Origin of the sequence: Methylobacterium sp. 22177, assembly GCF_052045615.1 — a bacterium.
Taxonomy (GTDB): Bacteria; Pseudomonadota; Alphaproteobacteria; order Rhizobiales; family Beijerinckiaceae; genus Methylobacterium; species Methylobacterium radiotolerans.
Map to the genome: position 1 here is coordinate 23,283 of NZ_JBQEPK010000018.1, position 20,927 is coordinate 44,209.

Below are 20,927 nucleotides of genomic sequence, written 5' to 3' on the forward strand. Positions count from 1 at the left end.
GCGCGCACGGGGCAGCCGGCATGACCGGCCTCGCGATCGACCCGGATTTCTGCGCGGGCCTGTTCGCCGAGCTCCTGGCTTTCAGCCAGGACGCGCCGGGCGTGACGCGGGCGGCCTACGGCGCCGGCGAGGAGCGCGCCCACGCTCTGATGCGGGCCACCGGACTGGCGCTCGGACTCACCGCCGAGACCGACGCGGCCGGCAACCTGTTCCTTACGATGGCGGGGCGCGAGCCGGCGCTGGCGCCCTGGATGGTGGGCTCGCACGTCGACACGGTGCCCCACGGGGGCAATTTCGACGGGGCGGCGGGCGTGATCGGCGGCCTCGCGGCCGTGGAGGCCCTGCGCCGAGCGGGCGTCGTGCCGGCGCGGCCCGTGACGGTGGCGGTGTTCCGGGCCGAGGAGAGCGTGTGGTTCCCGGCCTCCTATGTCGGCAGCCGGGCCGCCTTCGGCCTGCTGCCGCCGGAGGTGCTCGACCTGCCCCGCGCCGATACCGGCCGGAGCCTGCGCGACCACATGGCCGATCTCGGCTTGCGGCCGGAGGCGGTGGCGCGGGGCGAGCGGCTCCTCGACCCGGCGCGGATCCACGGCTTCGTGGAGATGCATATCGAGCAGGGGCCGGCGCTGGAGGCGGCCGGGATCCCGGTGGGCTTCGTCACGGCGATCAGCGGCAGCTTCCGCTACCGCAAGGCGGCTTGCTTCGGCCGCTACGGCCATTCCGGGGCCGTGGCGCGGAGCGAGCGCAGCGACGCCGTCTTCGCCCTCGCCGACCTGATCACCGGGCTGGACGCGCTCTGGGGCACGCTGGAGGCGGAGGGCTGCCCGGCCACGATCACGCTGGGCGAGGTCGGCACCGACCCGGTCCAGCACGCCTTCGCCAAGATCCCCGGCGAGGTCCGCTTCTGCCTCGACGTGCGCAGCACCGAGCCGGCCGTTCTCGACCGGATCGAGGCGGCGCTCGCCGAGCGCGTCGCCGCCGTCGAGGCCGCCCGCTCGGTGCGCTTCGTCCTGGGCGAGCGCACCGGCAGCACGCCGGCGCGGATGAGCGCCGCGCTGGTCGAGGCCCTGTCCGGACACGCGCACCGGCTCGGGATGCCGTTCCGCACGATGGCGAGCGGGGCGGGGCACGACACCGCGACGCTGGCCGGCCAGGGCGTGCCGAGCACCATGATCTTCATCCGCAACCAGAACGGCAGCCACAACCCGGACGAGGCGATGCGGATCGAGGATCTGTGCGCGGCCGCGACCCTGGTGGCCCACTTGGTCGCTGAAGCCTGACCCCGCGCGAGAGAAAGGATGCACCGATGATCGTCGATCTGAACTGCGACATGGGCGAGGGCTTCGGCGTCTACCGCCTGGGCGACGATGCCGAGATGCTGACCGTGGCGACCTCGGCCAACATCGCCTGCGGCTTCCATGCCGGCGACCCGCTGGTGATGCACGAGACCCTGAGCCGCGCCGCCGCGAACGGCGTCCAGGCCGGCGCCCATCCGAGCTTCCTCGACCTCTGGGGCTTCGGCCGGCGGCCGATCCACGGCGAGCGCCCCGCCGACATCGAGAAGGCGGTCCTCTACCAGGTCGGCGCCCTCCTGGCGCTCGCGCAGGATGCCGGCTGCCCGGTGCGCCACGTCAAGACTCACGGGGCGATGGGCAACATGGCCAACGAGGATGCCGACCTCGCCGTGGCTGTGGCGCGGGCGATCCGCACCCTCGACCGCGACCTGATCTTCGTGGTCATGCCGGGCCTGGAGACCGAGCGGGCTGGCGAGAAACTCGGGCTGCCGATCGCGCGCGAGATCTACGCCGACCGCGCCTACGCGGATGACGGCACCCTGGTCTCGCGCAAGCTCCCCGGCGCCGTGCTGCACGATCCCGACGCCGTCTCGCAGCGCGTGGCGCGGATGCTGGAGGACGGGGCGATCACCTGCCTGTCCGGGCGGCGCATCCCGACGCGGATCGACACGGTCTGCGTCCACGGGGACACGCCCGGCGCCGTCGCCATGGCCCGCCGCCTGCGCGCGGAGTGCGCCGCAAAGGGGATTGCCCTGCGCCCGATGGCGGAGGTGCTGGGTGTCTGAGCCCGGCTACCGCCTCCTCGATTGCGGTGACCGGGCCCTCACGGTGGAGCTCGGCCGAACGGTCGATCCCGCGGTCAACGCGCGGGTCATCGCCCTCGACGCGGCGCTCCGCGGCGCCGGCCGTCCCGGCCTCCTGGAGACCGTGCCGACCTACCGCTCGCTCCTCGTCCTCTACGATCCGGACCTGCTGCCCCGGGCCGACCTCGTCGCGCTGATCGCCGCGCACTGGCCGCCGCCGGACGGGACGGCGGGGTCCCTGCGCCGCTGGCGGGTGCCGGTCCATTACGGCGGCGCGCACGGCGCCGACCTCGACGACCTCGCCGCCGGGGCCGGGCTCAGCCCGGAGGCGGTGATCGCCCTTCATTCCGGCCGCGACTACCGCGTCTACATGATCGGGTTCGCCCCCGGCTTCGCCTATCTCGGCGGCCTCGATCCCCGGCTCCACGCGAGCCGGCGCACCGATCCCCGACCGAAGACCCCGGCGGGCAGCGTCTCGATCGGCGGGAACCAGACCGGCGTCTCGCCGCCCCTGGAACTGCCGAGCGGCTGGCAGCTCATCGGCCGCACGCCCGCGCGGTCCTACGATCCGGCCCGGGCCGAGCCGTTCCTGTTCGCGGCCGGCGACCTGATCCGGTTCGAGCCGATCGACCGCGCCGCGTTCGACGCCCTCAGCGAGGCCGCCCGCGCCGGCGAGACCGTCGCGACCCTGGAGCGGATCGATGCCTGAGGGCCTGCGCGTCATCGCCCCCGGCGTGTCCTCGACCCTGCAGGATGCCGGGCGGCCGGGCTACCTCCGCTACGGCATCTCGGGGTCCGGCGCGATGGATCCCGACCTTCTGGCTCTGGCCAACGGACTCGTCGGCAACCCGCTCGACGCCGCGGTGATCGAGATGGCGATGGTCGGTCCGACGCTCGTCTGCGAGACGGACATCTGCCGCGTCGCGCTCGCAGGGGCACCCTTCGCGATGAGCGTGAACGGGCGCCCCCTCGACCCGTTCACGGCCCACGACCTGCGGCGGGGCGACCGGCTCGTCCTCGGCGGCCCGCGGCAGGGCCTGCGCGCCTGCCTCGCGGTCGCCGGCGGCCTCGCCGTCACGCCGATGCTCGGCAGCGTCGCGACGCACACCCGCACCCGCCTCGGCGGCCTCGACGGCAATCCCCTGGCGGCGGGCGACCTGCTGCCCCTCGCGGCGCCCGCGCCCCGCGACCGCCCGCTGACCCTGCCGACGGCCCACCGGCCGACCTTCGGCGGACCCATCCGGGTGGTGCTCGGGCCGCAGGCCGACGGCTTCACCGAGGACGGCCTGCGGACCTTCCTCTCCGAACCCTACACCCTCACGGCGCGGGCGGACCGGATGGGCTGCCACCTCGACGGGCCGCCGATCGCCCACGCCGACGGCTTCAACATCGTCTCGGACGGGATCGTGAACGGCTCGATCCAGGTGCCCGGCCACGGGCGGCCGCTGATCCTGCTCGCCGATCGCCACACCACCGGCGGCTACCCGAAGATCGCCACCGTGATCTCGGCGGATCTCGGCCGCCTCGCGCAGGTGCGGCCGGGCGAGACCATCCGGTTCGCGGCCGTCGCCGTCGCGGAGGCCCAGGCCATCGCCCACGCGGCGCGGCGCGGCCTGGCCGCGCGGTTGGCGGCGCTGGTGCCGGCCGGCGGCGGCGATCTCGACAGCGCCTTCCTGCTGTCCTGCAACCTCGTCGGCGGCGTCGTCTCGGCGCGCGCCCTCGACCCGGCGCCCTGACGGCGTCGCACCCCCTCCCACCCAGCAAGAGACCGTCGATGCTCACGCCGTTCCATCTCGCCTACCACGTCACCGACCTCGACGCGGCGCGCCGCTTCTACGGCGGCGTCCTCGGCTGCCAGGAGGGCCGCAGCACCGAGACCTGGGTCGATTTCGACTTCTTCGGCCATCAGCTCTCGCTGCACCTGGGCGAACCCTTCGCCACCACCCGGAGCGGGAAAGTCGGCGACCACACGGTGATGATGCCGCATCTCGGCGTGGTGCTGCCGCTCGACGCCTGGGAGGCGCTCGCCGGCCGCGTCGAGGCGGCCGGCATCGCCTTCGACATCCCGCCGGTCGTCCGCTTCGCCGGCGAGCCCGGCGAGCAGCGCACGATGTTCTTCTTCGATCCGAGCGGCAATCCGATCGAGATCAAGGGTTTCCGGGATCTGGCCGGCGTCTTCGCGCACTGAGGCGCGCGCGCCCGTCGCCGACGGCGACGGGCGGCTCGGACGGGCCGCCCGTCAGGCGCGGCGGGCGTTCCAGAAGACGAACTGGCCGTCGACCACGTCCCGGAGATCGCGCCGGAAGGCCGTCCGGTAGAAGTACTGGCCGGTCGGCAGGTACGGCACGTCGCGCATCGCCAGGGTCTGCATCTTGGCCGCGATCGTCTTGCGCGCCGCCTGGTCCGGCGCCTCGATCCAGGCCTCGCGCAGGCTCTCCAGTTCGGGCAGGTCAGGCCAGCCGAAGAAACCCTTCTCGCCGCCGCAGCGCAGGACCTGCTCCACGACCGGGTTGGCCATGTCGAGGCCGGTCCAGGTCGTGGTGAAGATGTTCCAGCCGCCCTGGTCGGGGGGCGCCTTGCTGGCGCGGCGCGTGACCAGCGTGCCCCAGTCGGACACGACGTACTGCACGTTCATCCCGAGGCGCTGGAGCAGGTCGTGCATGATCTCGCCGAGGGCGCCGAGCACGGGGTTCTCGCTCGTCGACATGAGCACGACGCGCTCGCCCTTGTAGCCGGCCGCCACGAGGTCGCGCTTGGCCTTGGCGAGATCGCGCGGCCGGGTGAGCACGTCGAGGCCGGCATCGGTCGCCATCGCGGTCCCCGGCGTGAACAGGCCGACATCCTTGCGCCACAGCTTGGGATCGTCGCCGGCGGCCGCCGCCATGAAGTCCGCCTGCGACAGGGCCTCGAGGACCACGCGCCGGACCGCGGGCTTGTCGAAGGGCGGATAGAGGTGGTTCATGACGCCGGTGCCGAGGTTGCCGAGCGGCGAGGCGAGCTGCGTGGCGATCTGCGGGTGGGCCTGCAGGGTCGGCACGAGATCGCTGATCGGGTTCTCCCACCAGTCGACCTCGCCGTTCTGGAGGGCGGCGGCCGCGGTGCCGGGGTCGGGCATGACCTGCCACTCGACCCGCTCGAAATGGACGCGCTTCGGCCCGGCCACCCAGGAGACCGGGCCGTCCTCCCGGGGCCGGTAGTCCGGGTTGCGGTCGTAGACCACGCGGGCGCCGACGAGCCGCTCCTTGGCGTTGAACCGGAACGGGCCGGAGCCGATCAGCTCGGGGATCTGCTGGGCCGGGTCGATGGCGGCGAGGCGCTCGGGCATGATGACGAGGACCGGCGGCCCGAGCTTCGCCAGGGTCTCGAGCATGAGCCCGTAGGGCCGCTTCAGGCGGATGACAAAGGTCCGGTCGTCCGGCGCCTCCAGGGCGTCGGTGCGCGCCATCAGGGCCTGTCCGAGGCTGTCGCGCTGCGCCCAGCGCCGGATCGACGCGACGCAGTCGCGGCCCCGCACCGGCTCGCCGTCGTGGAATCTCAGGCCCTCGCGCAGCCGGAAGGTCCAGCGCCGCCCGTCCTCCTCGACCGTGTGGCCCTCGACCATCTGCGGCTGCGGCGTGAACTGCGCGTCGAGGCCGTAGAGCTGGTCGAACACCATGAGCGCGTGGTTGCGCGTGACGTAGGCCGTGGTCGTCACCGGATCGACGATGGTGAGGTCGGATTGCGGCACGAAGCGCAGGACGCTCGCCCGGCCGCCCTGGGCCAGGGCCGGGCGGGCCGGCAGGAAGGGCGCGGCGGCCGCGGCGGCGGTACCGCCGAGGAAGGTTCATCGCAGCATCGGGGTCACTCCTGGCGTTCCGGGTCAGGCGGGCGGGGACGGGTGCGCCGGGCGGCATCCCTCGCGAGGATGCCTTCTGCGGGCGCGCATTCCGTAGGAACACAACCTGCAAGGGCCGTTCCGCCCGGGCCGGTCACCGGGCCCGGACGGCCTCTTCGGCGCGCCGGCGCAGGGCCGCGCGGTCGATCTTGCCGGTCGAGGCGAGCGGCAGCGCCTCGACGAACCAGACCCGGCGCGGGTGCTGGTAGGCGGGCGCGTGTTCGAGCGCGTGCTCCTTGAGGGCGGCCTCGTCGACGGTGGTGCCGGGCCGGCGGACCGCGAAGGCGACGGGCTTGGTGCCCTTGATGGCGTCGTCCACGGGCACCACGCAGGCCTGGAGCACCGCGGGGTGGCGCTCCAGGACCAGCTCGACCTCGCCGGGGAAGATGTTCTCCCCGCCCGAGACGAACATGTCGTCGGTCCGGCCGAGGAAATAGTAGAACCCGTCCGCGTCGCGGCGGAAGACATCGCCGGTGTCGTAGAACCCGTCCGGGGTGATCGGCACGGGGACGTCCGGCCGGTTGTGGTAGCCCAGCATGATCGCGGGGCTGCGCATCTGCAGGACGCCGGTCTCCGGGGCGTCCGGTCCGACGAGGCGCACCGCGACCCGGGGGTGCGGCGCGCCGACGGAGGCGACCGGCGTGGGCAGGCCGTCCGGATGGTCGCCGAACACGACCGGGCCGCCCTCGGTGGTCCCGTAGGCGTTGAGGATGCGCGCGTTCGGCAGGAGGGCGCGGATCTGCCGGGCCAGGGCGTCGCTGACCGGCGCCGAGCCCATCCGCACCGTCCGCACGCGGGTGAGGTCGGCCTCCGCCAGGACATCCCGCTCCCGCAGCATCATGGCGATCATCGGCGGCACGGCGGTGAGCCACGTGCAGCTTTGGCGGTCGATCGCCGCGATGTAGGCCCGCGCCTCGAACTGCGGCAGCAGCACCATCGTGGCGCCGGCCGCGCAGACGAGGAGCGCCAGGGCCAGCGCGTTCATGTGGTAGAGGGGCGCCGCCACGAGCAGCCGTTCGTCGCGCAGGTCCGTGTCCGCGGCGCGGGTCCGGGCCACCCAGAGGTGGCTGGCATGGCTCAGCCGCACGCCCTTCGGCCGGCCCGTGGAGCCGGAGGTGTACAGGAACAGCGCCGCCTCGTCGGGCTCGGGCACGATCGGCGCGAAGGGCCCGGGATCGAGCCAGGCCGCGAAGCCCTCCGGTCCGTCATCGTCGAACCCGGCGACCCGGACCCCGGGGCCGAGCCCCGCCAGCACGTCCCGGCGCGGGCCGTCGCAGAGCACGAGCCGGGCCCCGCAATCGGCGAGCACGGCGGCGATCGTGGCCGGCGGAAACTTGTGGTTGACCGGGACCGGGACCACCCCGGCCCGCATCGCGCCGAGCAGGGCCGCGATCGTGTCGGGCCGGTTGGCCGCGAGGATCGCGAGCCGCGCGCCGCGGCCGATCCCGCCGCGCAGGAGACCGCGCGCGAAGGCGTCGGCCCGGGCATCGAGGTCGGCGCGGGTCATCACCGTCGCCCCGACCCCGGGGTCGACGCCGATGATCAGCGGCCTGTCCGGCGACCCGGACCGGTCGACGAGATCGCCGAGATTGGTCGGACCCGTGGCCGCGCGCGTCATGGGGCCGCCCTGCACGGGAGACGGAGGTCGAAGGCCGGCAGCGTCAGCGTGGCCGCCTCCGGCCCGTGCCTGACCCAGGCCGCCTCCGGGAGCGCGACCGCGCGGGCCTCGAGGGCGTCGAGGCCGCGGAAGCGCAGGGTCAGGGCGGCGAAGCGGGCGGCCGGCCCCGGCACGATCGCGACCCGCGTCTCCCCGAGCCGCAGGGTCCAGCCATCGCCTGCGGCCTCGGCCGCGGTGCCTGTCGCGGCGGCGTAGAGAGCGGCGTCGGCCTCGGGCGCCGGGCTCTCGATCGTCAGCGCGTCGATGCCCGAGAAGCCGTTCGGATGGTCGAGCCATTCGGGGCGCCAGACCAGATCCGGGGTCAGGTGCTCGCAGTGGTAGAGGCGGCCCGCCGGGAACCGGTCGGCCGGCACCCGAACCGTGCGGAACCGGGCCGCCGCCTCGCGGCCGTCGACGGTGACCGGGCGCGAGAAGGCGACGGGCGGTCCGGCCGCCAGCCCCAGAGCGGCCAGCCGCGCCTGGGTCGCGTCGGCGTCCCGGCTCGCCACGACGAGCCCGTTCAGGCCGAACGGGCTGTCCAGGACGTCCTGCCGCTGCGGACCGGTCTCGGGCACGCCCACGAGTTCGAGGTACGGGCCCGCCGTCATCATTAGGTGGTTGATGGAGCCGAGCGAGTGGTGGCCGCGCGGCGTCAGGCGGAATCCGAGGGCGGCGAACAGCTCCGCCGCCTCGTCCATCCGCCGCAGCACGTTGATCACGACGTGGTCGAGGGCCCCGTCCGCCGGGGCGCCGGGGGCCTGCCCCATCATCTCGCCGGCGCCGTCATGTAGACGCCCCGGCCGCTCGCGAGCAGGCGCCCCGCGTCGTCGAGGATCTGCGCCTCGGCCACCGAGAGCTGGTTGCCGAACTTCACCACCGTGCCGCGGCAGGTGAGATCGCCCTGCATCGCGGCGCGGTGGTAGTCGACCCGCAGGTCCACCGTGGGGACGCCGCGGCCGGTCTTGGAGACCAGCGCCCAGTCGGCGGTGAGATCGACGAGCGTCGCCAGGATGCCGCCGTGGACGTAGCCGCGCTCGGCGTTGACGACCCATTCCGGCCGCCACGTCGCCTTCAGCTCGATCGTGCCCTCGCCGACGGCGACGACGGAGAGCCCGAGCCACTGGTGGAACGGGCCGCGCAGCAGCAGCGCCTCGACCTGCTCCTTGCTGAGGGGGGTGTCGGACATGACTTCGGGATCTCCTTGGGCGAGGGCAGAGGCGACGACGCGCGCCGGACCGGCTCGGGCGGTGTCAGGGGGTGACGACGATCTTGCCCATGACCTCGCGGTCGCGGATCATCCGCAGGCCTTCGGCGGCCTCTTCGAGAGGCAGGATCTTGTCGATGGTCGGCTTCAGCGTGCCGGCCTGGATCATGTCCATCAGGGCCGACAGGTCGTCGTCGTAGAAGCTGTTCGAGCCGATCACCCTGAGCTCGAAGCTCCAGATGTAGCGGAGATCCTCCTTGGGATCGTGCCCCGCGGTCGCCCCGCAGACGAGCAGCGTCCCGCCGCGCTTCAGGCACTTGAGCGAGGGGACCCAGGTGTCGCCGCCGGTGAAGTTGATCACCACGTCGACGCCGCCCTCGTAGGTCCGGCGCTGCGGCTTGCCGTACTGCTGGATCGCCCACTTGGAGAAGTCGGTCTCGCGGTAGTTGACGACATGGTCGGCCCCGAGCGCCTTGAGCGCCGCCATCTTCTCCGCGCTGCCAGCGCAGGCGATCACCTCGGCGCCGAGCTGCTTGGCCAGCATCACACAGCCCGTGCCGACGCCGCCGCTGGCACCCAGGATCAGGACCCTGTCGCCCGCCTTCACGGTGTTGTGGGTGATCAGCATGCGGTGGGCGGTGCCGTAGGCCACCGGCAGGGAGGCGGCGTCCGCGTAGCTCACGTCCGGCGGCATCGCGATCAGCTGGCTCGTCGAGACGCGGCAGTACTCGGCCATGCCGCCGTCGAGCATCTCGCCCATCAGGCCCTTGGCCTTGTTGAGCGGGTTGACCAGGACCCGGTCGCCGACGTGCCACTCGGCGACGCCCGCGCCGAGCTCGACGATCTGGCCGGCCATGTCGAGGCCGATGACCACCGGCATCGGCACCTTGATGCCGGGCATGCCCTTCACGGTGAACACGTCGTGGTAGTTGAACGAGGACGCGCCGACGCGGATCAGGACCTCGCCCGGGCCGGGCGACGGCTTCGGGTAGTCGTCGACCACTTTCAGCGTGTCGATGTCGCCGTGCGCCTCCAGCACGAGCGCCTTCATCGTCTGAGCCATCGTGGAAACCCTCTTCTGCAGGTCGGAAAGGCTACGGGATCGACTTCGACCGCTCGTAGGGGCCGGGAACCAGGGCCGTGTCGGGCAGGCTGCCCTGGACGGCGCCGACCGCCTTGAACACGTCGAACTCCCGCTTCAGCGAGGCGATGTCGGCGGGCTCCAGACTGACCGTGTAGATGCCGTCCCAGAGACCCGCGTAGGCGGCGGCGTCAGCGTCGCTCAGGTTCGCGGCCGCCTTCAGGATCTTGGCCACGCCCGGCTTGTCGGCCTGGCCGAAGGCGTAGGCCTTGCGCATCGCGGCCACGACCTTGGCGGGGGCGTCGGGGTTCTGCGTCATCCAGGCGTTGCGCATGAGGCCGACGCCGAGGACCGGCGGCGCGTCCTGCCGGGTGAGGCGCTTCCACTCCTCCCGGAAGGTGCCGAGGCGGCGCAGCTTCACGTCCGGCAGGAGCGCCAGGGTCACGGTGCGCAGGGCCGCGGCGTCGATGTCCTTCTGGACGAGGAATTGTGCCAGCCGGGAATCGTTGCCGGGCACGGCTTGGTAATCCGCGGGCTTGAGCCCGTGATTGGTCTCCAGGATCGCCGCCGCGATGGCGGCGGTGCCGCTGCCGGCCGGCGAGGTGCCGATCTTCTTGCCCCTGAGGTCGGCCATCGTCTTGATCGGCGAGTCCGCGGGGACCACGAAGTCGAGATCGGCCACCTGCGTCGCCAGGACGATGCTCATCGGCAGCCCGTCGGCGGTCACGCTCAACGCCGTCCCCGCGCTCGCCGCGATCGCGAAATCGATGGCTCCGGCCGCCATGGCCTTGGTCGGCGCGTTCACGTCCGGGAATTTGACGTACTCGGCCGTCAGGCCCTCCTTCTCCATGAACTTGCCGGCCTCCAGCACGGCGCCGAAGCCGAGGCTGATGCCGGAACTCCAGTAGCCGATGCGCACCGTCTCGGCGCGCGCGAGGCCGGGCAGGCCGATCGCGCAGAGCGCGGCGGCGGCGAGGACGCGGATCCGTTTCAAGGCGTTCTCCAGGAGCTGCGATGGGAGGACGTGCGGCGGGCGTGTCCCCGGCTGGCGCCGGCCGTCACGGCTGCGCCACCTTCTTCCAGGCGAACAGGCGCTGCTCGGCCGGCTTCAGGACGAGCGTCTCGAGCCCGATCATCAGGGCGACGAGGGTGAGGGTCCAGGCGAAGACCTGGTCGGTCTGGACGAGGTCGGCCGCCTGCCGCAGGCGGTAGCCGATGCCGCTGCTCGCCCCGAGCGATTCCGCCACGAGGACGACCCGCGCCCCGAAGCCGATGGCGAGGCGCGCGCCCGCGAAGAAGGCGGGCAGGATCGTCGGCAGGTAGATCTTGGTCAGCACCTTGTGACGCGGCATGCGGAAGGTGCGGGCGAGTTCGAGGTGCTCGGCGCTGACCGTGCGCGTGCCCTGCCAGACGTTGGTCAGGATCAGCGGCATCGCGGTCATGAACACCACGAAGATCGTGGTCCAGTTCGAGAGGCCGAACCAGATCAGCGCGAAGATCGCCCAGATCGCGGAGGAGACGGTGTTGGTCACCGTCAGCACCGGCTCGAAGAAGCGGCCGAGGCGGGGGCTGGCGCCGAGCAGGAGGCCGAGCGGCAGCCCCACGAGGGCCGCGAGGGCGAGGCCGGCGCCGATCCGGCCCAGGGTGATGCCGAGATCGGCGGCGAAGCTCGGCGTGGCGACGAGGCCGAGCCACGTGTGCCAGACCCGCGCGGGGCTCGGCAGGACGAAGCTCGGCGCGTGCAGCGATCCGAGCTGCCACGCCGCCAGCGCCAGGGCGAGGAGGGCGAGCCGCTGCAGCAGCACGCCCGCCCGGCGCCCGGCCCGGGACAACCGCGTCCGCCGGATCAGGCGCGGCGGGGTCTGCACTAGCATCGCGCGCTCGCGGCGGAGAGGCTGATGCGCAGGCGCCGGACTTCCTCGGCGACCTCCGGCGAGAGGGGGTCGCGGGGATACGGCAGATCGATCGACCGGACCGCGCCGATCCGGCCCGGCCGCGGGTGCAGGACGACCACTTGGCTCGCCAGCACCACCGCCTCCTCGACGTCGTGCGTGACGAAGACCAGGGTCATCGCCCGCAGCTCGGCGATGCGCAGCAGTTCCGCGTGCATCTGCGCGCGGATCTCGGGATCGAGCTTCGAGAACGGCTCGTCGAGGAGCAGGATCCTGGGCTCGGTGACGAGGCTGCGCGCGAGCGCCACCCGGCTGCGCATGCCCCCGGACAATTCGTGCGGGTAGGCGTCGCGGAAGGCCTCCAGCCCGACGAGCCGCAGGGTCTCGTCGACTCGCCGGACCCGCTCCGCCCGGCCCATGCGCCCGGCCTCGAGCCCGAAGGCGACGTTTTGGGCGGCCGTGCGCCAGGGGAGAAGCCGGTCCTCCTGGAACATGTAGGTCATGGCCTGCCAGTCGCGGAAGGCGTGCGACGGGATGCCGTTCAGGAGGACGGCGCCCCGGTCGGGCTCGACCAGCCCGGCGATCATGTTCAGGAGGGTGCTCTTGCCGCAGCCCGACGCGCCCAGGATCGCGACGATCGCGTGCTGCGGGATCGCGATGTCGACGGCGTCGAGGACGTGGAGCGGCCCGCCCTCGCGCCGGTCGAACCACTTGCTGACATGGTCGAGCTCGACGGCGTTCACGGCTCGCCCCCGTCGGCCCGGGATGGCCGCGCCGGCGCCACCACTGCGGTGTCGCGCAGGCTCGCGATGACCTTCTCCATCGTCATGGCCCGGAAGGTCTCGACGTGGCGGCGGGCCACCAGGGCGGCACTGTCGGCGTCGCCCGCCACGAGGTGCTCGATCATCGCGGTGTGGTCGTTCTCGATGTTCGGCCGCACCCCCTGCACGCCGAAGCCGAGGGCGACGAGGCGGGTCATCTCGTCGAGGAGGCCCGACAGGGTCCGGTACAGGCGCCCGTTCCCGGAAGCCGCGGCGATCGCGAGGTGGAAGCCCCGGTTGGCCTCCAGGAAGAAGTCGATCTGGTTGCCCATCTCCACCGTGATCTTGCGGCGGCAGGCCTGCTCCAGGCGCTCCAGATGCGCCCGGTTCACGCGGCCGGCGGCGCCCCTTGCCGCGAGGGGCTCGAGCTCCATCCGGAGGGCGAAGACCTCGTCGACGTCCTTCACGGTCACCGGGCTGACCCGGTAGCCGTGCCGCGGCATCGAGCTGACGAAGCCTTCCTGTGCCAGGCGCTGCAGCGCGATCCGGCAGCTCGCCTTGCCGATCTCGAAACGCTCCATCACCTCGGCCTCGGTGAAGCGCGTACCGGGCAGGAGGCGGCAGGCGACGATCTCGCGACGCATCAGGTCGTAGGCCTGGTTCCCCTTGCGCGTGGCGTCGGGGACGGCGAGCACCGTCGCGGTCGGGCGATCGAGCCGGGACCTGTCATCGCGTGTCGTCATCGCACCTCGCTGTCTGGGCATTGAGGCTCCCACAGCATGCTGTGAGCTGCTCACCGCACGCAGAACATGTGCCAACCCCGCGCTGAACCCGTTCGCGCGCGGCGCGCATCGGCGCGCGGAACGGTGCTCGGAGCCGGCATTCAGCACGCGCTGGGAAGCTCAGACGCGCCGCGTGATCAGATCAGCGTGCGCTGTGGGCATCCCATGCCGTATTTATGCGCAACGCCCCCGCGTTCTGTAAATGAAATACGCGTCCAATTTTCCCGAAGAGGTTGGAATAATGGGCTTTTCAACGCGGTCGGGTGCAGAACAATCTGTGTTTTCTTTGAGCAGACGGTGCGTGCTCGAGGCCGCGCCGGCGCGCCTCACAGGATGTCGGGCTGATCTCTCCGGTGCTCGTGCCCCGCGATAACGCGGCGCAGGAGCCGGGTCAGGGTGTCCTGCTCCGCCGGCGTGAGGGCGTCGACGGTCAGCGCGTGAGCGGCCCGCGCCGCCGGCTCCATCGCTCCGTGGAGCGCGGCGCCCGCCTCCGTCAAACGGCAGACCTGCGCGCGGCGGTCGAGCGGCGACGTCGTGCGGCTCACGAGGCCGCGGGCCGCGAGGCGCTTCAGGGCGCCGGTCGTCGTCGTGCGGTCGAGGGCGACCGCGCTCGCGAGCGTCGTCTGATCGGCCTCCTCCAGGTCCCGCAGCAGCGAGAGCAGGCTGTACTGGAGCGGGGTGACGCGGAACGCGGCACAGCGTTCGGCGAAGAGGCTGACGTGGATCTGGTGCATGCGGCGAGCGAGGAAGCCCGGGCGCTCGGCCAGGGGCCAGTGCCGCGCGTCCGCCGCCCCCGCCGCCGCCGCTTCCGCCTCTGCCGCCCCCGCCGCGGAACCGGCAACCGGGACCTCATCCATCGTCCGCCTCCGCAGAACGGTTCCAGCCTTGGCACGCCACGTGCAACGCCGAAATACGAAGCATGCTTCGCTTTTGGCAAGGGCGAGGCCGGCGCGCGCCGGCCGGGACCACGAGGTCGACATGGACAATCGCCGCTATGATCTGGTTCTGCGGGGCGGGCGGGTCATCTGCCCGGCCTCCGGCATCGACGGCATCCGCGACGTGGCGGTGCAGGACGGGCGCATCGCCGCCGTGGCGGAGACGATCCTGCCCTCGGCCGCCGCCGAGGTGGTCGACGTCGCGGGCAAGCTCGTCCTGCCCGGCATGATCGACACCCATGCGCACGTCTACCAGTACGTCACCGGCCGGTTCGGCCTGAATCCCGACATGGTCGGCGTGCGCTCGGGCGTCACCACGGTGGTGGACCAGGGCGGCCCGTCCTGCATGACCCTGCCGGGCTTCCGCCACTTCATCGCCGAGCGGTCGGAGACGCAGGTGCTCGCCTTCCTGTCGGCCTACCTCGTCGGTGGCCTGGAGGGGCATTTCTACCCGAACCTCTACAGCCCGGACGGCGTCGACATCGACGCCACGGTGAAGTCGGCCACCGAGAACCGCGACCTCGTGCGCGGCATCAAGGGCCATGCCGAGATCGGCGGTTTCGCCCGCTGGGGCATCAAGGTGATGGAGATGGCGGCCGAGATCAGCCGCCGCGCCGACATGCCGCTCTACGTGCATTTCGGCCAGCTCTGGGGCCTGCCGGAATCGGGCGCCAACGGCGAGGATGCCGACACCATCGTCGAGCGGGTCATCCCGCTGCTGCGGCCGGGCGACGTGCTGGCCCATCCCTTCACCCGCCACCCGGGCGGCTTCATCAACGAGCAGGGCGAGGTCCACCACATCATCCGCCGGGCCATTGAGGCCGGGCTGAAGGTCGACGTCGGCCACGGCAGCCACTTCTCCTACCGCGTGGCGCGGGCCTCCCTGCCGGCCGGCGTGATCCCCTACACGCTGGGCGCCGACATGCACGGCTACAACACCGAGATCCCCGAGGTGAAGAAGCCCGCCGGCACACCGGACGAGCACCACGACGACGAGAACCACCCCTTCCTCGGGCAGGCCCGGTTCAGCCTCACCCAGGCGATGAGCTCGATGATGGCGCTCGGCATCCCGCTGGAGGACGTGGTGCCGATGGTGACGTCGCACCCGGCCGAGATGCTGCGCATGAGCGACCGGATCGGTGCCCTCAAGGTCGGCTACGCGGCCGACGTCTCGGTGCTGCATGATGACCGCGGCCGCTTCCTGCTGCGCGACAACGAGGACACGCGGGTGATCGCCGACCGCCTGCTGCGCCCGGCCTTCTGCCTGCGCGCGGGGAAGCGCTTCGAGGCCGACTCGCCGATCCTGCCCCAGGCGATCGCGGCCTGAGGTGGCTCCGGTGCCCGCCTTCGTCCTCGACGACCCGACCCCGCCGGACCCGCGCCGCCGCTGGGACAGCCTGGACTTCGCGGCCCGGGGCGCCTGCTACGACAACAACGCGGGCGTGCCCGACAGCGCCGCGCAGGTCGCGGCCCGCAACGCCGCCTCGGCCGTGTACCGGGCGGCGCATCCGTCGGGGCTCGACATCCCCTATGCCCCAGGCGAACGCACGGCCTTCGACCTCTACCCGGCGGCGGAGACGGGGGCGCCCTGCCTCGTCTTCATCCACGGCGGCTACTGGCAGCGCAACGCCCGGGCCGATTTCGCCTGCTTCGCGGAAGGGCTGAACGCCGCCGGCTGGTCGGTGGCGATGCCGGGCTACACCCTGGCACCCGAGGCGAGCCTCACCGGCATCGTCGCCGAGATCGGGGCCGCCCTCGACTGGCTCGCCGGGCACGGAGCGGCGCGCGGGATCGGCGGCCCGATCGTCCTCGCCGGCTGGTCCGCGGGGGCGCAGCTCGCTGCGCTCCATCTCGGGCACCCCGCCGTGTCCGCGGTCCTGGCGATCTCCGGCGTCTACGACCTCGCGCCGATCCGCGAGATCTACCTGAACGAGAAGCTCGGGCTGACCGACGCGGAGATCGAGACCCTGTCGCCCCTGCGGCTTCCGGTGACGGCCAAGCCCATGACGCTGGCCTATGGCAGCCGCGAACTGCCCGCCCTCGTTCGCGACGCGCGCAACCTCCATGCCCTGCGCAGCGCCGCCCACGCGCCGGGCGCCCTGCTGCCGGTGCCGGGCGCCGACCACTTCTCGATCCTCGACGGGTTCCGCCGGCCCGACGGCCTCCTGGTCCGCGCCGCGCGGGATCTTTTCGGAGGCGCGCGATGAGCCGCGAGGGTGTGGGGGCTCCGCTCCCCCGCAAGGAGGACGACCGCCTGATGCGCGGGCGCGGCCAGTATGTCGGCGATCTCCGGCTGCCGGGGATGCAGGACGTCGCCTTCGTCCGCAGCCCGCTGGCCCATGCCCGGATCCGCGGCATCCACGTCCCGGAGGCCTACCGCGACCGCGTCTTCACCGCCGCCGATCTCGACGGCGTGCTGCCGATCCGCGCCGTCTCGGGGCTGCCGGGCTTCAAGGTCTCCGAGCAGCCGGTGCTGGCCACCGGCAAGGTCCGGCAAGTGGGTGAGCTCGTCGCGATGTGCGTCGCGCCGACCCGCGCCGAGGCCGAGGACATCGCCGCCGCCGTGGTGCTCGACCTGGAGGAATTGCCCGCCGTCCACGACATGCTGGCCGCGCGCGCGCCGGGCTCCGCCCTCGTCCACGAGCACTGGGGCGACAACGTCTTCCTGGAGACCCTGGTCGATGTCGGCATCGAGAGCGCCCTCGACGCGCCGATCAGGGTCAGCCGCACCATCTCGACGGGGCGCCAGTGCATGGCGCCGATCGAGGGCCGCGGCACCGTGGTGCAGCTCGATCACCGCCTCGACCAGCTCGTCGTCCACACCGCGAGCCAGATGCCGCACATCGTGCGCAACGGCCTCTCCGAATGCCTCGGGATCGAGCAGGGCCGCATCCGCATCGTCTCGCCGGATGTCGGCGGCGGGTTCGGCTACAAGGCGATCCTGCTCGCCGAGGACGTGGCGCTGGCGTGGCTCGCGCTCCGCCGCGGCCACCCGGTCCGCTGGCTGGAGGACCGGCGCGAGCACCTGACCGCCAACGCCAATTGCCGCGAGCACCATTACCGCATCACCGCCTACGCGGAGCGGGACGGAAGGCTGCGCGGCATCGACTGCGAGGCCACCGTCGATTCCGGCGCCTACTCGGCCTACCCGTTCTCGGCCTGCCTGGAGGCCGCGCAGGTCGCCAGCATCCTGCCGGGTCCCTACGACTTCCCGGCCTATCGCTGCCGCACGTGGTCGGTGGCCACCAACAAGTGCCCGATCCTGCCCTACCGGGGCGTCGCGCGCACCGGCGTCTGCTTCGCGCTGGAACTGGTGCTCGACGCCGTCGCCCGCGCGGCCGGGATCCCGCCCGAGGCGGTGCGCGAGAAGAACCTCGTGCGGCCCGAGCAGATGCCGTTCGAGAACATCACGAAGAAGCATTTCGACAGCGGCGACTACCCGGAGGCCCTCGCCCGGGCGCTGAAGGCGATCGACGTGGAGGCGGTCCGCGCCCGCCAGCGTCAGGTCGAGCCGGACGGGCGCCGGGTCGGCCTCGGCCTCGCGATCTACTGCGAGCAGGCCGCCCACGGCACCTCGGTCTATTCCGGCTGGGGCATCCCGATGGTGCCCGGCCACGAGCAGGCCAGCGCCCGCCTGACCCCGGACGGCGGCCTGGAGCTGCGGATCGGCGCCCATTCCCACGGCCAGGGTCTGGAGACGACGCTCGCGCAGGTCGCCCACGAGATCCTGGGCGTCCCGGTGGCGCGCACGCGCCTCGTCCACGGCGACACCGCCATGACCCCCTACTCCACCGGCTCCTGGGGCTCCCGCGTCATGGTGATGGCCGGCGGCGCGGTGGCGGCGGCCTGCGAGGAGTTGCGCGACCGCGCCGTGCGGATCGGCGCCCACCTGCTCCAGGCGCGGCCCGACGAGTGCCGGTTCGAGGGCGGCCACGTCGTCGGCCCCACCGGCGACGTGCCGCTGGAGGCCATCGCCCGCACTTGGTACCGGCGCCCGCAGGATCTCGCGCCCGACACCGATCCGGGCGGGCTCGAAGTCACCGCCGGCTACAAGCCGGTGCGCGATTCCGGCACCTTCTCGTACGCGGCACACGCGGCCGTGGTGGCGGTCGATCCCGATCTCGGGGCGGTGGAGATCCTCGACTACGTCATCGTCGAGGATGGCGGCACGCTGGTGAATCCCCTCGTGGTCGACGGCCAGATCTACGGCGGCCTCGCGCAGGGGATCGGCACGGCCCTGTTCGAGGAGATGCGCTTCGACGGCCGCGGCCAGCCTCTGGCCTCGACCTTCGCCGACTATCTCCTGCCCGGCGCCGCCGACGTGCCGATGGCGCGCATCGACCACATGGAGACGCCCTCGCCCTACACGCGCTTCGGCCAGAAGGGCATCGGCGAGGGCGGCGCCATCGCGCCCCCGGCGGCGCTGGCCAACGCCGTCAACGACGCGCTGGCGCCGCTGGGCGTCGAGCTGCTGCACGCGCCCGTCACCCCCCGGCGGATCGTGGAGGCGGTGCTCGGTGCCGGAACCCCCGCCGTGACTGCGCGGGAGGCCGCATGAAGCCCGCCGCCTTCGCCTGGGAGCGCCCCGACAGCCTGCCCGCGCTGCTGGCGCGCCTCGCCGAGGCCCCCGCCGGCGTGAAGCTGATCGCGGGGGGCCAGTCCCTCGGGCCGATGCTGAACCTGCGCCTCGTCGAGCCCGCCCTCATCCTCGACATCACCGGCGTGCCCGAGCTCCGGGAAGCCCGGGTCGAGGGCGACACCCTCATCCTCGGGGCCTGCGTGACCCATGCCGACATCGAGGACGGGCGCGTGCCCGACCTCACCGGCGGCGCGCTGCGGCGGGTTGCGGCCGCGATCGCCTACCGGCCGGTGCGCAACCGCGGCACGGTCGGCGGCAGCCTCGTCCACGCCGACCCGGCCGCCGACTGGGTGAGCGCCCTGACGGCCCTCGGCGCCGAGGTCGAGATCGCGGGGCGGAACGGACGCCGCACCCTGCCGGTCGAGCGCTTCGTGACCGGCGCCCTCGCGGTCGCCCTCGGTGCGGACGAGATCCTGGTCGCGGTGCGCGTCCCGGCACTGCCGGCAGGCGCGGCCTGGGGCTACGTCAAGCACTGCGCGAAGATCGGCGAGTTCGCCCACGCCATCGGGGCGGTGCGGCTCGAACCCGGCGCGGGCCGGGGCCGGGCCGTGATCGGCGCGGTCGAGGGGCCGCCCGTGCTCCTGGCCGATGCCCGACCTCTCTTCGGCGGCCGTATCGGCCCCGACTTCGCCGCGCGCTTCGACCCCCGGGCCGCCGACCAGGCCTTGCGGGACGCCGGGATGGCCGACGCGGTCGAGCGGCACATCCACGTCACGGTCCTGAGCCGCGCGGTGGCCGCGGCGGCCGCCCCCGATCCCCGAGCCAACACCCTTCCGGAGGCCGCATGAGCGCCGCGCTGGCCGAACCCGGGGCGTCCCGCATGGCTGTCGCGCTGACGGTCAACGGCCGCGCCGTGCGGGTCGCGGCCGAGCCGCGCAGCCATCTCGGCGACGTGCTGCGCGACGGGCTCGACCTGACCGGCACGCATCTGGGCTGCGAGCACGGTGTCTGCGGCGCCTGCACGATCCTGCTCGACGGCGAGCCCGCCCGCGCCTGCCTGACCTTCGCGGGCGCCTGTGCGGGCGCCGCGATCACAACGATCGAGGGTCTCGATACGGACGCGATCGCGGGCGAGCTGCGGGCCGCCTTCAACCGCGAGCACGCGCTCCAGTGCGGCTACTGCACGCCCGGGATGCTGGTGGCGGCCCGCGATCTGGTCCTCCGGCTGCCCGAGGCCGACGAGCGGCGGATCCGCGCCGGCCTGTCGGGCAATCTCTGCCGCTGCACCGGCTATGCCGGCATCGTCCGGGCCGTGATGGCGGTCATCGCGGCGCGGCGGGCGCGGGGCATCCCCCCGGAGACCGGCGCGGCGCGCGCCCTCGGCCCGGTCGGTGCCCGGGTCGGCGGCGCGACGGTCGCGCCCCTGGATCCGCCGGCGGACCGGATCGCACCGGCGGCACCGGCGGCACCGGCGGCGGTTGCGGACCTGTCCGACGCGTTCGTCCCGGCCCACAGCTTCACGCAGGTGCTCGACCTCGCCCACCCGCCGGAGGCCGTCTTCGCGCTGCTGGGGGACATCGCGGCGGTCGCCGCCTGCCTGCCGGGCGCCGTGCTGACGGCGCAGCCTACCCCTGACACGGTGGAGGGTGGACTGCAGGTGCGGATCGGGCCGATCGCCGCGACGTTCCGCGGCCGTGCCCGCCTCGCGCGCGACGAGGCCGCGCGGACCGGCGCGGTCCACGGGGCCGGCAGCGACGCGGGCGGCCGCTCGGCGACCGAGGGCCGGATCCGCTACCGGGTCGAGGTCGGGCCGACGCCCGGCACCGCCCGGGTCGCGCTCGACGTCGGCTACACCCTGACCGGGCCGCTGGCGCAGTTCGGCCGCCCCGGCCTCGTGCGCGACCTCGCCGGCCGCATCGCGGCGGAGTTCTGCCGCAACCTCGATGCCCGGCTCTCGGGCGTCGCGGCGCCGGCGCCCGCCGGCCTCGACCCGCTCCGCCTGCTCCTCGGCCTCGCCCGCGCGCGCCTCGCGGCGTGGTTCGGCCGCGCCTGATCCCCTCCCGCCTC

20 protein-coding genes are annotated in these 20,927 nt (G+C 73.3%); 10 read left to right on the top strand and 10 right to left on the bottom strand.

Translation table 11 applies throughout. The annotated features are described in order from the left end of the window. Positions 1–20: 20 nt before the first annotated feature. Genes ACTJK8_RS17090 through ACTJK8_RS17110 form a run of 5 tightly spaced genes read left to right on the top strand, consistent with a single transcriptional unit; the run spans position 21 to position 4,283 of the window. Positions 21–1,277 (top strand): Zn-dependent hydrolase, encoded by a 1,257-nt coding sequence (locus tag ACTJK8_RS17090; RefSeq protein WP_043074718.1) that lies wholly within the window; start codon positions 21–23, stop codon positions 1,275–1,277. A 26-nt stretch (positions 1,278–1,303) separates the two neighbouring features. Next, a complete protein-coding gene (locus ACTJK8_RS17095) occupies positions 1,304–2,077 on the top strand; it encodes a LamB/YcsF family protein (RefSeq protein WP_053620965.1) in 774 nt (257 codons plus the stop codon). Continuing rightward, positions 2,070–2,804: a 5-oxoprolinase subunit PxpB gene (pxpB, locus tag ACTJK8_RS17100; protein WP_440762267.1), complete on the top strand. Its 735-nt coding sequence runs from the start codon at positions 2,070–2,072 to the stop codon at positions 2,802–2,804. The genes ACTJK8_RS17095 and pxpB overlap by 8 nt, the downstream gene beginning before the upstream one ends. Then, a complete protein-coding gene (locus tag ACTJK8_RS17105; protein ID WP_440762268.1) occupies positions 2,797–3,831 on the top strand; it encodes a biotin-dependent carboxyltransferase family protein in 1,035 nt (344 codons plus the stop codon). Before pxpB ends, ACTJK8_RS17105 begins: the two co-directional genes overlap by 8 nt. 38 nt (positions 3,832–3,869) lie before the next feature. Next, positions 3,870–4,283, top strand: a complete 414-nt coding sequence (locus ACTJK8_RS17110) for a VOC family protein (RefSeq protein WP_012329553.1) — start codon at positions 3,870–3,872, stop codon at positions 4,281–4,283. A gap of 51 nt (positions 4,284–4,334) precedes the next feature. Here ACTJK8_RS17110 and ACTJK8_RS17115 read toward each other — a convergent pair whose 3' ends face one another. The 10 genes from ACTJK8_RS17115 to ACTJK8_RS17160 form a co-directional block, all read right to left on the bottom strand. Then, positions 4,335–5,876, bottom strand: coding sequence for an ABC transporter substrate-binding protein (locus ACTJK8_RS17115; RefSeq protein ID WP_440762293.1), 1,542 nt, complete (start codon positions 5,874–5,876; stop codon positions 4,335–4,337). Positions 5,877–6,063: 187 nt separating this feature from the next. Next, the gene (locus tag ACTJK8_RS17120) at positions 6,064–7,587 is read right to left on the bottom strand and encodes a class I adenylate-forming enzyme family protein (protein WP_024827382.1); all 1,524 of its coding nucleotides are present in this window, start codon (positions 7,585–7,587) and stop codon (positions 6,064–6,066) included. Further along, entirely contained in the window at positions 7,584–8,393 is an 810-nt protein-coding gene (locus ACTJK8_RS17125) for a VOC family protein (RefSeq protein ID WP_274852327.1), read from the bottom strand. The genes ACTJK8_RS17120 and ACTJK8_RS17125 overlap by 4 nt, the downstream gene beginning before the upstream one ends. Next, a complete protein-coding gene (locus ACTJK8_RS17130) occupies positions 8,393–8,812 on the bottom strand; it encodes a PaaI family thioesterase (RefSeq protein WP_012329557.1) in 420 nt (139 codons plus the stop codon). The genes ACTJK8_RS17125 and ACTJK8_RS17130 overlap by 1 nt, the downstream gene beginning before the upstream one ends. Positions 8,813–8,876: 64 nt before the next feature. Further along, complete coding sequence (locus ACTJK8_RS17135) at positions 8,877–9,893, bottom strand: zinc-binding dehydrogenase (RefSeq protein ID WP_029358139.1); 1,017 nt, start codon at positions 9,891–9,893, stop codon at positions 8,877–8,879. 31 nt (positions 9,894–9,924) lie between these two features. After that, on the bottom strand, positions 9,925–10,905 hold the full coding sequence (locus tag ACTJK8_RS17140) for an ABC transporter substrate-binding protein (RefSeq protein ID WP_440762269.1): 981 nt from the start codon (positions 10,903–10,905) through the stop codon (positions 9,925–9,927). A gap of 64 nt (positions 10,906–10,969) precedes the next feature. Beyond that, complete coding sequence (locus ACTJK8_RS17145; protein WP_440762270.1) at positions 10,970–11,785, bottom strand: ABC transporter permease; 816 nt, start codon at positions 11,783–11,785, stop codon at positions 10,970–10,972. Beyond that, the gene (locus tag ACTJK8_RS17150) at positions 11,779–12,546 is read right to left on the bottom strand and encodes an ABC transporter ATP-binding protein (RefSeq protein ID WP_440762271.1); all 768 of its coding nucleotides are present in this window, start codon (positions 12,544–12,546) and stop codon (positions 11,779–11,781) included. The genes ACTJK8_RS17145 and ACTJK8_RS17150 overlap by 7 nt, the downstream gene beginning before the upstream one ends. Beyond that, positions 12,543–13,307, bottom strand: coding sequence for a GntR family transcriptional regulator (locus ACTJK8_RS17155; RefSeq protein WP_440762272.1), 765 nt, complete (start codon positions 13,305–13,307; stop codon positions 12,543–12,545). The genes ACTJK8_RS17150 and ACTJK8_RS17155 overlap by 4 nt, the downstream gene beginning before the upstream one ends. Before the next feature lie 365 nt (positions 13,308–13,672). After that, complete coding sequence (locus ACTJK8_RS17160; RefSeq protein ID WP_012329563.1) at positions 13,673–14,203, bottom strand: MarR family winged helix-turn-helix transcriptional regulator; 531 nt, start codon at positions 14,201–14,203, stop codon at positions 13,673–13,675. Positions 14,204–14,324: 121 nt separating this feature from the next. Here ACTJK8_RS17160 and ACTJK8_RS17165 point away from each other — a divergent pair, with 121 nt between their 5' ends. Genes ACTJK8_RS17165 through ACTJK8_RS17185 form a run of 5 tightly spaced genes read left to right on the top strand, consistent with a single transcriptional unit; the run spans position 14,325 to position 20,913 of the window. Then, complete coding sequence (locus ACTJK8_RS17165; RefSeq protein WP_012329564.1) at positions 14,325–15,608, top strand: amidohydrolase/deacetylase family metallohydrolase; 1,284 nt, start codon at positions 14,325–14,327, stop codon at positions 15,606–15,608. 10 nt (positions 15,609–15,618) lie between these two features. Continuing rightward, positions 15,619–16,488 (top strand): alpha/beta hydrolase, encoded by an 870-nt coding sequence (locus ACTJK8_RS17170; protein WP_440762273.1) that lies wholly within the window; start codon positions 15,619–15,621, stop codon positions 16,486–16,488. Then, positions 16,485–18,839: a xanthine dehydrogenase family protein molybdopterin-binding subunit gene (locus ACTJK8_RS17175; RefSeq protein WP_440762274.1), complete on the top strand. Its 2,355-nt coding sequence runs from the start codon at positions 16,485–16,487 to the stop codon at positions 18,837–18,839. The genes ACTJK8_RS17170 and ACTJK8_RS17175 overlap by 4 nt, the downstream gene beginning before the upstream one ends. Further along, the gene (locus ACTJK8_RS17180) at positions 18,836–19,708 is read left to right on the top strand and encodes an FAD binding domain-containing protein (protein ID WP_012329567.1); all 873 of its coding nucleotides are present in this window, start codon (positions 18,836–18,838) and stop codon (positions 19,706–19,708) included. The genes ACTJK8_RS17175 and ACTJK8_RS17180 overlap by 4 nt, the downstream gene beginning before the upstream one ends. Next, a complete protein-coding gene (locus tag ACTJK8_RS17185) occupies positions 19,705–20,913 on the top strand; it encodes a xanthine dehydrogenase family Fe-S subunit (RefSeq protein WP_440762275.1) in 1,209 nt (402 codons plus the stop codon). The genes ACTJK8_RS17180 and ACTJK8_RS17185 overlap by 4 nt, the downstream gene beginning before the upstream one ends. Positions 20,914–20,927: the final 14 nt, after the last annotated feature.